General features: G+C 68.3%; 13 protein-coding genes. 6 read left to right on the top strand and 7 right to left on the bottom strand.

The window, feature by feature from the left end:
- Positions 1–7: 7 nt before the first annotated feature.
- Positions 8–1,327 carry an MFS transporter gene (locus GK109_RS11755; protein ID WP_197432451.1) on the bottom strand — a complete coding sequence of 440 codons (1,320 nt, stop codon included), beginning with the start codon at positions 1,325–1,327 and terminating at the stop codon, positions 8–10.
- A 303-nt stretch (positions 1,328–1,630) separates the two neighbouring features.
- Here GK109_RS11755 and GK109_RS11750 point away from each other — a divergent pair, with 303 nt between their 5' ends.
- The 3 genes from GK109_RS11750 to GK109_RS11740 all read left to right on the top strand — a co-directional run bounded on the left by GK109_RS11750 (position 1,631) and on the right by GK109_RS11740 (position 3,851).
- Entirely contained in the window at positions 1,631–1,900 is a 270-nt protein-coding gene (locus GK109_RS11750; protein ID WP_157240602.1) for a hypothetical protein, read from the top strand.
- A gap of 36 nt (positions 1,901–1,936) precedes the next feature.
- On the top strand, positions 1,937–2,860 hold the full coding sequence (gene trmB, locus GK109_RS11745) for a tRNA (guanosine(46)-N7)-methyltransferase TrmB (protein WP_157240599.1): 924 nt from the start codon (positions 1,937–1,939) through the stop codon (positions 2,858–2,860).
- A 142-nt stretch (positions 2,861–3,002) separates the two neighbouring features.
- Positions 3,003–3,851: a DUF1206 domain-containing protein gene (locus GK109_RS11740; RefSeq protein ID WP_157240597.1), complete on the top strand. Its 849-nt coding sequence runs from the start codon at positions 3,003–3,005 to the stop codon at positions 3,849–3,851.
- 66 nt (positions 3,852–3,917) lie between these two features.
- On the opposite strand, the gene GK109_RS11735 is transcribed toward GK109_RS11740, so the two are convergent.
- On the bottom strand, positions 3,918–4,580 hold the full coding sequence (locus tag GK109_RS11735) for a zf-HC2 domain-containing protein (RefSeq protein ID WP_323057516.1): 663 nt from the start codon (positions 4,578–4,580) through the stop codon (positions 3,918–3,920).
- Entirely contained in the window at positions 4,577–5,077 is a 501-nt protein-coding gene (locus GK109_RS11730) for a sigma-70 family RNA polymerase sigma factor (RefSeq protein ID WP_157240595.1), read from the bottom strand. The genes GK109_RS11735 and GK109_RS11730 overlap by 4 nt, the downstream gene beginning before the upstream one ends.
- Before the next feature lie 167 nt (positions 5,078–5,244).
- Between GK109_RS11730 and GK109_RS11725 the strand changes: the two genes are divergently transcribed.
- Positions 5,245–5,772 (top strand): hypothetical protein, encoded by a 528-nt coding sequence (locus GK109_RS11725; protein ID WP_157240593.1) that lies wholly within the window; start codon positions 5,245–5,247, stop codon positions 5,770–5,772.
- 10 nt (positions 5,773–5,782) lie between these two features.
- On the opposite strand, the gene GK109_RS11720 is transcribed toward GK109_RS11725, so the two are convergent.
- The 3 genes from GK109_RS11720 to GK109_RS11710 all read right to left on the bottom strand — a co-directional run bounded on the left by GK109_RS11720 (position 5,783) and on the right by GK109_RS11710 (position 7,952).
- Positions 5,783–6,505: a hypothetical protein gene (locus tag GK109_RS11720; RefSeq protein WP_157240591.1), complete on the bottom strand. Its 723-nt coding sequence runs from the start codon at positions 6,503–6,505 to the stop codon at positions 5,783–5,785.
- Positions 6,498–7,076, bottom strand: coding sequence for an RNA polymerase sigma factor (locus tag GK109_RS11715; protein ID WP_157240589.1), 579 nt, complete (start codon positions 7,074–7,076; stop codon positions 6,498–6,500). Before GK109_RS11715 ends, GK109_RS11720 begins: the two co-directional genes overlap by 8 nt.
- Positions 7,077–7,268: 192 nt before the next feature.
- Positions 7,269–7,952, bottom strand: a complete 684-nt coding sequence (locus GK109_RS11710) for a protein tyrosine phosphatase (protein ID WP_157240587.1) — start codon at positions 7,950–7,952, stop codon at positions 7,269–7,271.
- Positions 7,953–8,131: 179 nt separating this feature from the next.
- On the opposite strand from GK109_RS11710, the gene GK109_RS11705 reads away from it, so the two are divergent.
- Positions 8,132–8,725 (top strand): DUF5655 domain-containing protein, encoded by a 594-nt coding sequence (locus GK109_RS11705; protein WP_157240585.1) that lies wholly within the window; start codon positions 8,132–8,134, stop codon positions 8,723–8,725.
- Between the two features lie 74 nt (positions 8,726–8,799).
- Here GK109_RS11705 and GK109_RS11700 read toward each other — a convergent pair whose 3' ends face one another.
- Entirely contained in the window at positions 8,800–9,651 is an 852-nt protein-coding gene (locus GK109_RS11700; RefSeq protein WP_157240583.1) for a hypothetical protein, read from the bottom strand.
- A 256-nt stretch (positions 9,652–9,907) separates the two neighbouring features.
- On the opposite strand from GK109_RS11700, the gene GK109_RS11695 reads away from it, so the two are divergent.
- Positions 9,908–13,411, top strand: coding sequence for an SNF2-related protein (locus GK109_RS11695; protein WP_370460780.1), 3,504 nt, complete (start codon positions 9,908–9,910; stop codon positions 13,409–13,411).
- Positions 13,412–13,453: the final 42 nt, after the last annotated feature.

Raw genomic sequence — 13,453 nt, 5'->3', positions numbered from 1 at the left:
CCGGCCCCTAACTGACGAACCGGTTGCGGCCGGCGCGGTATCCGAAGATCCCCGCCAGCAGGCCCACCACCAGGAACAGGACACCCGCGGCGGTGAAGGACCCTGTGGCCTGGTGCAGCTGGCCCACCATCAGCGTGCCGGTGGAGCCCAGCCCGTAGCCCACGCCCTGCATCATTCCGGACAGGTGTGCGGCGGTGTGCCCGTCACGGGTCCGCAGCATGATCATGGTCAGCGCCACGGCGGTCAGGCTCCCCTGGCCCAGCCCCAGCAGGCCCGCCCACACCCAGACCAGGTCCAGGGGGCCGAAGATGCTGAGCGCGAAACCTGCCCCGGTCAGGAGGGCCACGGCGGTGTTGATGGCACGCTGGTCCTTCAACCTGGCGGCAAGTGCGGGCGCGAACAACGAGCCGAGCATCTGCAGCACGATGGACATCGAGACGATCAGCCCCGCCGTTGCCCCGTCCACACCCCGTTCCCGGAGGATCGGCGCCAGCCAGGCGAAGACGCTGAAGGACATCATGGCCTGCAGCACCATAAAGATGGTCACCTGCCAGGCCACCGGGGAGCGCCACACGTTCACGCCGTCCCGGACGGCCTGGTGCCGGATGCGCGGCTGTCGGAGGGCCACCGGGAGGAACAACAGAAGGACGACGGCGGCAGGCACCGCCCAGGACCACAGCGCCAGGGTCCACTCGCCCGTTGCCGTGTAGACCGGGTAGGTGAAGCCGGCCCCCAACGCCGCCGAGGCGCAGATGGCCGTGGTGTAGAGCCCGCCCATCAAGCCCAGCCGGTGCGGGAAGTCGCGCTTGACCAGCCCGGGCAGCAGCACGTTGCACAGGGCGATGGCCGCCCCGCAGGCCGCTGTCCCGGCCAGGAGCGCGGGCAGGTGGCCGGCGGCCTGCCCGGTTCCCGGCAGGCCGAGTTCAGCGGGACGCAGCAACAGCCCTGCCGTAAGCACCGCCATGGCGCCGAGGAGCACGCGCTCGGCACCAAACCGCCTGGCCAGTACGGGGGCCAGGGGTGCGAACACGCCCAGCAGCGTGACGGGCACGGTGGTCAGCACCACCACGGCCCAGCCGGGCAGGGCTGCCTGGGCCGTTACCTCGGGGAAGACTGCGGAGAAGCTGGAAAAGACTGTCCGCAGGTTCAGTCCGATCAGGACCAGGCACAGCCCCAGGTATACGAGCTGCCGGCGGCTGCCAACCTGGGTGGGCCCGGGCGCGGGCGTCTCGTCAACCTCTGCGTCCACCAGCGTCCCTGGCTGCCCCTTCACCGCAGGGTCATCTGCCCGGCGGTTCCTTGCCTCGGCGTTGGTCGCTTCCCTCATCCGCCCATTCTTGCAGGATGGGTTGGCTGCCTGGTTATCCACATATGGACCGCGGCACCTCCCGGCGGTTCCGCCCCTGCGCCTACGTTGGAACCCGCAGCAGCAGTCCGCGGCAGCCGCAGGTTGCACAGTGATCACGCAAACGACAGGAGAGTGATGGGCATTCAGCCACCGAATGAGCCACGTGGGCACGGGCTGTCGCAGGCTGGGGAAACCCCGGCTGAGAGTAGGGCGCCCCATGTCCACGGCAACGTCCGCAAAGCAAACGCCAGCCTGATATTGGCCGGCCTTGCCCTTGCCAGCATGACCATTACTGCGCCGCTGGCCATGTTTGCCATGCTTGCCACGTATCCGTCCAACGGCCCCTCAGAGACGCCCTGGCTGGTGCCTTTGGTGTTCTTCAGCCTGCCACTCCTCTTTTCGCTGCCGTCCCTGGCACTGTCCGTCCCCATCGTGTACGGCCAACCGCAGTCATCGCCCGGGCGGCGGCGGGCTGCTGGTGCACTGTGCATCGGCGGCTTAGTGGTTGCCCTGGCCGCGGGGCCTGCGCTGAACCAGTTGGGGAAACTGTGAGCAGCGCATTGGCCGTGCGCCGCTATTCTGGAAGTGATGAGCGAATCCCCAGAAAACCCCCAGCAGCCGCATGTCCCGAGGCCCGTCACGCCGGGGACGCAGGCTTCCTTCGGCACGTACGGCGGCCGGCCGGTCAGCTTCGTCCGCCGCGGCACGCGCCTGCAGGGCCGCCGGCAGGCAGCCTGGGAGGAGCATGCGGAACGGTGGGCAGTGGACGTCCCCCGCCACATTGCGAACACCTCGGTCCACCCCGACTACACGTTCGACGCCGAAGCCGAGTTCGGCCGCAAGGCTCCCCTCATAGTGGAGATCGGCTCGGGCCTGGGCGACGCCGTGTGCCACGCCGCCGAGCAGAACCCGGACACCGACTTCCTGGCAGTCGAGGTCTACACCCCGGGCCTGGCCAATACCATCATCAAGATCAACAGCCGCGGCCTCAGCAATGTCCGGGTGGTGGAGGCCAACGCCCCCGAGGTCCTGGCCACGATGCTCCCGGCGGGCTCCGTCAGCGAACTCTGGGTCTTTTTTCCCGATCCGTGGCACAAGTCCCGGCACCACAAGCGCCGCCTCATCCAGCCGGAGTTTGCGGACCTCGCGGCCCGTGCCCTGAAGCCGGGCGGCCTGTGGCGGATCGCCACCGACTGGTCCAACTACGCCGTCCACGTCCGGGATGTCCTGGCAGGTTCCAAGGACTTTGAAAACCTGCACACCGGCGAGCGCCGCGGGCCCGAAAGCCCCCTCACGCAGGTGTGGCAGTCGGGCGTCGAGTCCGTCGTTGGCGGAGCACCGGTCCGGGAGGGCCGCGCCCCCGTCAGCACCGAGCACACCGGACCCAACGAAGGAATCGACGAAACCGGAGGCTGGGCGCCCCGGTTCGAAGGAAGGATCCGGACCAGCTTCGAGGCCAAGGCCCACGAGGCCGGGCGTCTGATCTTCGATCTCTGCTACCGCCGGCTGTAGGACCTTCCTGCAGGGCCGCAGCCGGCGTCAGGCCACGCTGCTGCCGCCACTCCCGCCGGCCGCCGGGGCCCGGCCACTGTTCCGCACCGCCTTCGCGTGGCACGATTGCCCTGTGTGCAGGGGGCGCACGCCAGCTCAGCGGATGCACAAAGGAACAGCCATCAAAAAGGAAATGAAGCAGGCCGTCGACGCGGCGGAGAACGTGACCAACTCCCGGACGCTGGAACTGCTGGCGAGGGCAGGGTTCGCGGCGAGCGGCATCCTGCACCTGCTGGTCGGCGCAATCGCCATCCGGTTGGCGTTTGGAGGTACGGGGAACGCTGATTTCAGCGGCGCGGTGGCCGAGCTCGCCACCCAGCCCGCGGGACCATTCCTCCTGTGGGCAAGCTTCGCGGCCTGCGCGGGGCTGGCACTGTGGCAAACCAGCGATGCGATCTTTGACTACAACCGCCTGCCCACCAAGGAAAAAGCCGGAAAGAAGGCCAAGGCGGGCGCCCAGGCGCTCGTCTTCACCGGACTCGCGTTGACGCTCATGTCCTTCGCCCTGGGAACAGGGTCCGGCGCGGACAACCAAAAGTCCGCCACCGACCTCACCCTCACCCTGATGAAGGCTCCCGGCGGTGTGGCCCTGCTGGTCCTGCTGGGCGCCGCCATCGCCGTCACCGGAGTCATCTACGGCATCCGCGGCCTCAGGAAATCCTTCGAAAAGCACCTGGTCATGCCGGCTGCCCCGCCAGCCCGGACTGCCGTTACAGTGCTTGGCGTCGCGGGGTACGTGGCCAAGGGCACGGTGCTGCTGCTGACGGGACTGCTGATCATGGTCGCCACCCTCCAGGCCCATCCGGAGGACTCCACGGGGCTCGACGGCGGGCTCCGCGCCCTCCGTGACCAGCCCTTCGGCGTCTACCTCCTGGCCGCGGTGGGGGCAGGCCTGATCTGTTACGGCGTATTCATGATGGTGCGCGCCAAGCTGGGCAAATTGAACCACTAGCCTGTTTTGGCGGTTCCACGGGGCTGGCGCTACCCCAAGGGTGGCGCTTCCCCACGGGGCGGCACCTCAGGGCACGGTGATCACGGCCACGGCGCGTTCGGTGGCATCGCGCAGTTCAACGCTTGAGATGCTCCCCAACTGAAGCGGCGTGGCCCCGGTGACCTTGACCCTGCCGCTGGGAGTCGCCGTCCAGGCGCACGCCCGGTCCTCACCGCCATCACGGTCCCGTACCCACAGCGACAGCGTCCCCTCGGCCGGGAGGCTGCTGCCGTTCACGGCAAGCTCCGTTCCCCAGGTCTTCCGGGCGAGGTCGACCCTGAACTGGAGGCCGCCGCCGGACTGTACCGAGTAGGTGGCGTCCGGCTGCGGGGGCCGGGCCAGGAGGGGACCGCCCGCCAGGCCCAGGGCAAGGCAGGCGGCGGCTGCGGCGGCTGCCAGCGCCGTCCACCGCCGTCGTAATGTCCGACGGCGGTGCGCCAGTTTGCGCAGCAGCGGCGCCGGATCGGGGGACGGCACCGGATCCGGCAGCCTCCCGGGCACAGCCGTGAGCGCCACTGCGTCCGGCACGGGGAGGGCGTCGAGCAGCACGGGAATCTTCTCCAGGCCGGCAAGTTCGTCGCGGCACTTCCCGCACTCCTGCAGGTGGGCCTCGAACGTTTCGAGGTCCTTGGCGTCGAGGCCGCCCAGGAGGTAAGCGCCCAGCAGCTGGTGCGGTTCCGCGGTGTTCACCGTTCCACGCCCATCTCGTCCAGGATGGTGCGCAGCGCCCGCACGGCGTAATAGGCGCGGGACTTGACCGTTCCGCTGGGGATGTTGAGCTGGACGGCGGCCTCGTTCACGGTGAAGCGCCGGTAGTGCAGGGCCACCAGGACGTCCCGGTGTTCCTTGCTCAGCCGGACCAGGGCCTCCTCGACCAGCACGCGGTTGAGGAGCTCGTCCACTCTTTCCATGACGACGGCGGGCTCGGTAACGTCGCCTTCCAGCATCTCGGCGGGGCGGCGCTGCGCCCTGCGGTAGTTGTCGATAATGATGTTCCGGGCCGTCCGGTACAGGTAGCTGCGGAGGCTCCCGGTGATTTCAGGCGTTTGCTGCCAGACGCGCAACACGGTTTCCTGGACCACGTCCTCCGCGAGCTGCGGGTCGCGGGAAATGCCCAGCACAAAGCGGCGCAGGGCAGCGCCGTGGTCGCGGTAGATGGACTTCACCACGTCCTCGTCAAGCGGCATGCCGTCCCTCCTGCCGGGTTCTTCGCACAGTTCTTTATACGCCCGTAAAGACGCCATGGGACGGCGGAAGGTTCAATGCGCAGGCGGGGTGAACCAAAGCCCGTCCCGGTGCGTCGTAGGGGTTAGCGTCCGGTGATCCGACGCCGGGCCCAGCCAAGGAGCAAACCATGAAACACACCTTAGCCGCAGGCCTCGCCGCGCTGGCCCTTTCCGCGGCGCTGGCTGCCTGCGGCGGCAGCACCGGCACAGCACCGGCCACCACCAGTCCGGCGGCCAGTCCCGCGGCCACTGCGGGATCACCCGCAGCCACTGCAACCGCCAGCACCGCCGCCGACCTCAAGACGGCCTCTTCAACCGCCGGGACCATCGTTGTGGACGCCAAGGGCATGAGCGTCTACTTCTTCACGAAGGATTCAAAGGATTCCGGCACCAGCGCCTGCACGGACGCCTGCCTTGCAGCGTGGCCGCCGGTCACCACTACCTCGGAACGGCCGTCCGCGGACGGCGTCAGCGGGACGCTGGGCACCATCGCGACGCCGGACGGGAAGAAGCAGGTAACCCTGGAGGGACTGCCGCTGTACTACTTCGCCAAGGACGCCAAGCCCGGCGACATCCTGGGCCAGGGCGTCAACAATGTCTGGTATCTGGCCAGCCCGTCAGGCGCCATGATCAAGGCAGGTGGTGCAGCGTATTGAGAGCCGTGCTTTAGGGCACCGGGACGGTGGGCAGTGTCCGGGGCAGCGGGATGTCCGACGGCCCGGGGACGGGGACCGGCGGGCGGCTGAGGCCGTCCGCGAGGTCCTCCGGAACGGCGGTGGGCAGCGTGCCGGCTGCCGGTACGTCGGCGGGCTTGCCCGGCACGGCCTGGCCGGGAGCGGTTGCCGGGGCTGTGGGCTCTTCGGAAGGCACAGCCGGGACTCCGCCGGCCGGCACGGAATCCGGGGCGGGGGCTGGTACGGCCGGGGCTGTTGCCGGGCCGGCTGGAGTCGCCGGGAGGGGCGCAGCGGGTTCCTCGGCCCGGTTGCCGGCAGGTGCTCCCCCGGAACCGGTCACGAATGACGTGATGCTGTGGCCCAAGTGGGTAAAAGACTCGCGGATCCCCTGGTCCGACGCCGCGGCAACAGCGCCGCCGGCACTCAGCGAAACTGCCACGGACAGCGCGGTGAGCGCGAGGCGCCGCTTGGCCCTGCGGCGCGCCGCCAGCTCATCCGCACGAGGGACATCCTCCACGGTTGCGGTCTGGTGAAGGGCCGCTGCCCCGGCCGGCGCCATCAGCGCAGCGACCGCGGCGGAGGGCTCGGGCGCCGCGTCAGCGAGCTCACGGAGCTCCAGCAGCGCGGGGCGGAGCCGGGCGTCGTCGTCCATGCCTGCCTCCAGGAGCAGCTGGTTTACGAACGCGTCGCTGCGGGATGCTGCGGTGTCACTCATGATTCGCCTGGTTTCTTTGAAGCGTCTGTGCCTTGAGGTTGTGCAGGGCCCTGCGCTGGAGCTGTTTGACGGCTCCGGTGCTTTTGCCCATGATGTCCGCTACTTGTTCTATGGACAGGTCGGCCACTACGCGGAGGGCCAGTACTTCCTGGTGTTCCTCGCTGAGTCCGTCCAGCATTGCAGCGGCGCCGCCTTGAAGTTCAACGGCGTGTTCTTCTGCCGACGGCGTGGTCCTGGCGTCCTGCGCGGGATCGTAGGGGCTCAGCTGGGGCCTGCGCTCCAGCCGGCGGTAATAATCAACCATCCGCGCGTGTGCAATGGAAAAGAGCAGAGACTTGGCGCCTTGGAGCCCGCCGGTGAGAGCGCCGATTTTCGGGTAGAAGGCAAGGAAGACGTCCTGCGTCACCGCCTCCGGATCATCCACCCCGCGCGCCCGGAGGTACCCCTGGACGGGGCCGGCGAAGGACCGGTAGGCAGCACCGAACAGCACCGCCGGATCTGTTCCGGCCGTACTCTCGAGTATGTCGGTCTCTTCTTGGGCCAAAGTGCTTAGCACCAGCGGCTCCTCCATCCCGGGGCGCGGCTCACGCCTGTCCCGGTCTCCGGTTCGGACTGCCAGTCTCCATGGTGTTGCGTGCCGTCATTCGGCATCTGGTCCGGGGCACGTTGCGGCACGTGCGGCTGGCGTTCGTGCAGTCCCGGACTGCCGTACTGCGGGAACGGAGCCACTGCCGTTCCCGCAGTACAGACTACCGACTGGCGGCTAGCGGACCGAAACGGAGGGGGTGTCCACTACGCTGCCGGCCTCGGCGGGGACAGCCGGAACGGCGGGAACGGCAGGTTCGCCGTCGACACCGGGAACGGCGGGAACTGCCGGAACAGCAGGCGCCTCGGGAAGTTCAACATCAACAGCTGCAGACCCTGTGGCGGCGGCGCCGGCTTCGGCGGCGGCGTCAGCCTCGGCAACGACGTCGGCGCAGAAGCTTTCGATGTTTGCCTCGCCTTCAGCGGCGATCACCAGCGAGGAGAAGCCCTCGGAGGAAGCGTTCAGGCCGCCGTTGGTGAAGGCGGTGCACAGGCCGAAGGCTGCGGCACCGGCTGCATCAACGGCCGTGTTGGCACCAGCGGAGGCAGCGGCCTTGGCGGAGACGTTTTCGTCGGTGACGGTGGCGCCGCCTTCGGCCGCAGCGTCGGCGTCTGCATCTGCGGAAGCGTCGGCGTCAGCAGCAGCGTCAGCGGCCGCCTCGGCAGTTGCCTGCGCGTCGCCTGCTGCTTCTGCTGCCAGCTTCGGGGCCGGGGCGCCGAAAAGGTCGTGGGCGGTCTGCTGCGCCTCGGCGGGGAGGACACCGGAAACGGCGGCGGCGCCGGTTCCGCCGACGGCGATGGTGCCTGCTGCCAGGACTCCGGCGGCTACTTTGCTGGTGGCAAGAACGGTGAACAACGACATAAGAGACTCCAGAAACTAGACAACACGTTTGGTTCGGGCCCGGCGGGCGGACCCATCACCTCCTACATCGCAGGGGAAGGCGGAAAGGTTACGGAGGGCCAAAAGTTTTTTTCACGCCCTGCTGCAGGAGGCCGCACCGGCTGCCGGACGGCCGGGACCGGCGGCGCTACGATCGACCCATGCCTACGGATCCGGAACCCACAAAGAAGGCCAGCACCTGGCAAACAATGGTGGACAACAATAAGGCGCTGCTTCTGCGGAAGACAGGCAAAGACACCGCGCACTGGGCAGGTCAGGCCCGCGCGGCCGGCATCAAGGACGACGACGGGCTCCGCACCTGGATGCGGGACGGCTTCGGGGTGACGGGTTACGCCCGGTATGCGGTGTCATGGGAAATGTTCGGCTACCCGGAGTTCATGCTCCGGGACGCCGATGAGCTGCTCGACGACCAGTACGCCGGCCACCCCCGGCTGCGGCCCATCGCGGACGCCATCCTGGGCTGGGCGTCCGCCACCGAAGGCGTGCAGATCCAGATGCGGAAGGGCTACGTTTCACTGCACAGCCCGCGGCGCAAGTTTGCCCAGGTTACCCGCACCACCAATACGGCAGTGGATGTGACCCTCCGGCTCGACGGCCCTGCTGAAGGCAGGATCGAGGCAGCCAGGACCCGGGCGGACGACCCCTTCACCCGGAAGGTGCGCCTGACATCCGTGGACCAGGTGGATGAGGATCTGCTGGACATCCTCGTGACCGCCCTGCAGCAGAACCGCTGACAGGCCAAGGCACGGGACCCGGGCGCGCCTGGAGTACGGCGGCCCGGGCCGTCAATGCCCGGCCGCTAACGCTCCTAGGCGTTGGCCATCTCGGTGTCGGCCTCTTCGAACTCCACCGCGGCCACGATCTCCCGGGTTTCCGGGTTGATCATGTAGGCCTCGTCCTCTTCCTCGACCATGAGGAAGTCGCCGTGATCGGTGGAGAAGTGCCACGCCAGGACGCGCTCGCCGTCGTGGACGTAGTTGGGGTCGCCCATGGTGATCTTGAGGAGCTCATACCCCGCAACGCTGCAGAGCTCGCGGATGATGAGCTCAAAGTCGGGAGCCTCCTCCAGCGCTTCGGCTTCGGCCTGGGCCTTGCGCTCGGGCAGGTCGGTGATCATTGACGCCAGGCGCTCAATGTACGCGCCGACCTCTTCGTCGTCGAGCACCAGCAGTTCCGCCTGGCCGCGCAGCCAGGCAGCGTTAAGCGCGGTGATGTTTTCGCTCTCCAGCAGCTCCTCGAACTCGCCGTCGAGCTCCTCCATCCGGAGGACGCCCTCGGGAGTGTCCTGCGTGTCATCCAGGCCGCCGTCGAGGTAGTTCTCCTCGTCTTCTTCGGAAAGGTCGTCGAACGCCTCAACTGCCCTGTTGAAGAGGTCAAGGTGGGCGGCGGCGCCCATGCCCGCCATGCCTTCGCGGATCAGCGTGTCAGTTTCGGACCTGTCGACGGCGGTGAACACGTACTGCGCGAAACCGCCCTCCAGCGCCTGGGTGAGGTAGAAGTCCACGTAGTAGCTGCGGACGGCCACGGGTGACATCTCTTCGGTCCGGAGCAGGGCGGTGTGCATGGCATCCACGATGCTCACGTTGGCCTCTACGACGTCCTCGTCGCTTGAGTCGATGCTGCTGCTGGTCAGGACGACGGGCTGCTGGCTGGTGATCATGGAAATCCTCACTGCTGTTGACGGGTGGTGCAGGGTACGTTTTCACGCTACGTCGGGCGGGCCGACGTGTTGCTGAGGAAGAAATGAACGTCGGGCGAAGTTTCCGGGTCCGCGAAGTTTCCGGCGCCGGGGCAGCCGGCGAAGGGCGGGAGCCGCGGGAACGGCGGCACGCCACGCCCGGCCGGCGAACTAAGATGGATCAGATAACCACCCACCGGCCGCGGCCCGCCGCGGCCTGCTGAAAGTAGCGCGCACCATTCCATCCCAACCGGACGAAAGTACGGCACTGGCAATACAAACCCCCGCCATCAACGACCGTTCCCTGGCGGCCGGGCTGGCGTATGCCATGGGCAGCCGCGTCTCGGGCATTTCGTTCGACGCCGCCACCGGGCTCATGCTGGGCAAGGTCCGCGGCGGGGCGGACGTGCCCTACTCCACCACTGCCAAGCTGGTCCGCAAGGCAGGCGGCTGGAGCTGCACCGTGGGCGTGTGCAGCTGCCCGGTCCGCAAGGACTGCAAGCACGTGGCCGCGCTGCTCTTCGCCGCCGAGGACAACCCCGCCATCCGCGTGCAGCTGCTGGCGCCGTCAACGTCCACACAGCTGTCCCGCAGCCCGTCCGCTCCCGCCCTGTCCGACTGGGAGCAGGCGCTCAGCCCGCTGATCTCGCAGGGAACCGCACCTCCCAGCACGGGTGTTCCGCTGGCGCTGCAATTTGAGATCGAAGAACCCGCCCCGCACTTCTCCTACACAGGTCGGCGGGACCCGCTCCGCAGCGTGCGCCAGCTCAAGGCCCGGCCGGTGATCATGGGCGCCAAGGGCAAGTGGATCCGCGGTGACGTCTCCTGGACCACCCTGAACTACCTGAACTTCCGGCGCGAGTGCAACCCGGCGCATGTGGAGTGGATGCAGGAGTTCCTGGCCGGCCATTCCGCCGCTGCCGGCCGGACGTACAACCCCTCCGGCTTCTGGCTCGGCCTGAACTCCTACGCCGGCAAGAACCTGTGGAGCCTGCTGGCAGACGCCCGCAAGATCGGCCTCACCCTGGTGCACTCGCGCGGCACTGAGCCTGTGCGGCTCGCCGAAGCCCCTGCCGCCGTCGGCCTTAACCTCGGCCGCTACGGCTCCCCCGGCACCGGACCCTCCGCCGCCGGGGCAGGTTCCCAAGGCACAACAGCTGCCGACGGCGGGCTGGAACTGGCGCCCGCCATCACCGTGGAGGGGGCCGAGGTTGATCCGGCGTCCGTGGGCACCATCGGCCGGCCCGCCCACGGGATCTTCTTCACCGCCGGAGAAGCGTCGTTGCCCGGCGTGCCCGACCCCGACGGGATCATCACCCTTGCACCGCTGGAAAGCGGCCTGAGCGAGGAGCTGCTCGCGTTCGTGACGGCCGGCAGCACCCTGCACATTCCGGCCAAGGACGAATCGCGCTTCCTGACCGGCTTCTATCCGAAGCTGAAGCAGACTGCCCGGGTCACTGCCAGGGACGAATCCGTCGAGCTGCCGGCGCTCGCAGTCCCCACCCTGTCCCTGCTGGCAAACTACGGCGCGGACCACCGCGTGCGGCTGCACTGGGAGTGGCACTACAAGAGCGGAAACCTCGTCACGGCCCAGCCCCTCTGGCGCCACCCCGGCGACCACGGCTACCGCGACGACACCGCCGAGGCCCGCATCCTGGAAGGCATCGGCCAGCCGTGGGACATGGTGCCGGCGCTGGGCGAGTCCGCCACCGGCGGCTGGGGCACCCCCCGGCTCGCGGCCTCCGCCGAACTGACGGGCCTGGACACCCTGGCCTTCACCGAGGAGGTCCTGCCGCGCCTGCGCGAAGCCCCCGACGTCGAGGTGGACACCGTGGGCGACATCGCCGACTACCGCGAGGCCGAGGAAGCTCCGGTGGTGTCCCTCTCCACCAAGGCCACCGAGCAGCGCGACTGGTTCGACCTTGGCATCCAGATCTCGCTGGAAGGCCAGCCGGTGTCCTTCGCCGCGGTGTTCTCCGCCCTGGCCGCCGGGCAGACCAAGATGCTGCTGCCCAGCGGCGCCTACTTCTCCCTGGACCTGCCCGAGCTGCACCAGCTGCGCGCGCTCATTGAGGAAGCCCGCTCGCTGCAGGACAACAAGGACGCGCCGCTGCAGATCAGCCGCTTCCAGGCCGGCCTGTGGGATGAACTGGCCCAGCTGGGTGTCGTGGACGAGCAGGCGGCCGCGTGGCGGTCCGCGGTGGGGGGCCTGCTCGAAGGCGGCATGGACGGCCTCCCGCTCCCCGCCACCCTCAACGCGGAGCTGCGCCCGTACCAGCTGGAAGGCTTCAACTGGCTCACCTTCCTGTACCGGCACAGCCTGGGCGGCATCCTCGCGGATGACATGGGCCTCGGCAAGACCGTGCAGGCGCTGGCCCTGATGTGCGCCGCCAAGGAGCTGGCGCTGGCGGCGGCAGACACTCCAGCGTCCGACGCCGGCGCTCGCCGCAGCGGTGACAGCATCACCGGCGCCATCGCTTCAGCAGGCCAGCCCGACGCCGGTGCTCCCTTTTTGGTGGTTGCCCCCACCAGCGTGGTGGGCAACTGGGCCGCGGAGGCGGCGCGCTTTGCGCCCGGCCTGAAGGTGCACGCCGTCAGCGAGACGTTCGGAAAGAGCGGGCAGGACGCCGCGGAGGTCCTGGCCGGGGCGGACATCGTGATCACGTCCTACGCCCTGTTCCGGATCGATTACGAGTCCTATGCCTCCCGCACATGGTCCGGCCTGGTGCTGGACGAGGCGCAGTTCGTGAAGAACCACCAGTCCAAGGCGTACCAGTGCGCCCGCAAACTGCCGGCGGCGTTCAAGCTGGCCATCACGGGCACGCCCCTGGAAAACAATCTCATGGAGTTCTGGGCCCTGACATCGATTGTTGCGCCGGGGCTCTTTTCCAGCCCCAAGCGCTTCGCGGAGTACTACCAGAAGCCGGTGGAAAAGAACGGTGACAAGGCGCAGCTGGACAAGCTCCGCCGCCGGGTCCGCCCGCTCATGATGCGCCGCACCAAGGACCAGGTGATCAAGGACCTGCCGCCCAAGCAGGAGCAGATCCTGGAAGTGGTGCTGAACCCGCGCCACCAGAAGGTGTACCAGACCCACCTGCAGCGCGAGCGGCAGAAGATCCTGGGGCTGATCGAGGACGTGAACAAGAACCGGTTCACCATCTTCCAGTCGCTGACCCTGCTGCGCCAGCTCAGCCTGGACGCCTCGCTGATCGACCCGTCGCTCTCGGGCGTGCGCTCCAGCAAGCTGGACGTGCTGTTCGAGCAGCTGGAGGACCTGGTGGCGGAAGGCCACCGCGCCCTCATTTTCAGCCAGTTCACCGGTTTCCTGGGCAAGGTGCGGGATCGGCTGGACGAGGAAAAGATCGAGTATTGCTACCTCGACGGCAGCACCCGCAACCGCGCGGACGTGGTCAACGAGTTCAAGAACGGCAGCGCTCCGGTGTTCCTGATTTCGCTGAAGGCCGGCGGGTTCGGGCTCAACCTTACCGAGGCCGACTATGTGTTCCTGCTGGACCCCTGGTGGAACCCGGCCTCGGAGGCGCAGGCCGTGGACCGGACCCACCGGATCGGGCAGGCCCGGAACGTGATGGTCTACCGGCTCGTGGCGAAGGACACCATCGAGGAAAAGGTCATGGCCCTGAAGGCCCGCAAGTCGCAGCTGTTTTCCGATGTCATGGAAGGCGACGCCCTTGCCGGCGGAGCCATCACTGCGGAAGACCTGGCCGGGCTGTTCAAGGAGTAGTGGCGAAGGCGGGGCTTTGTGCCCTACGTCCGCTTCGGGGAG

Source organism: Pseudarthrobacter sp. GA104 (assembly GCF_009741265.1).
Classification (GTDB): Bacteria; Actinomycetota; Actinomycetes; order Actinomycetales; family Micrococcaceae; genus Arthrobacter.
Note: the sequence above shows the minus strand (reverse complement) of the source record. Positions and strands in the feature narration are given on the sequence as shown.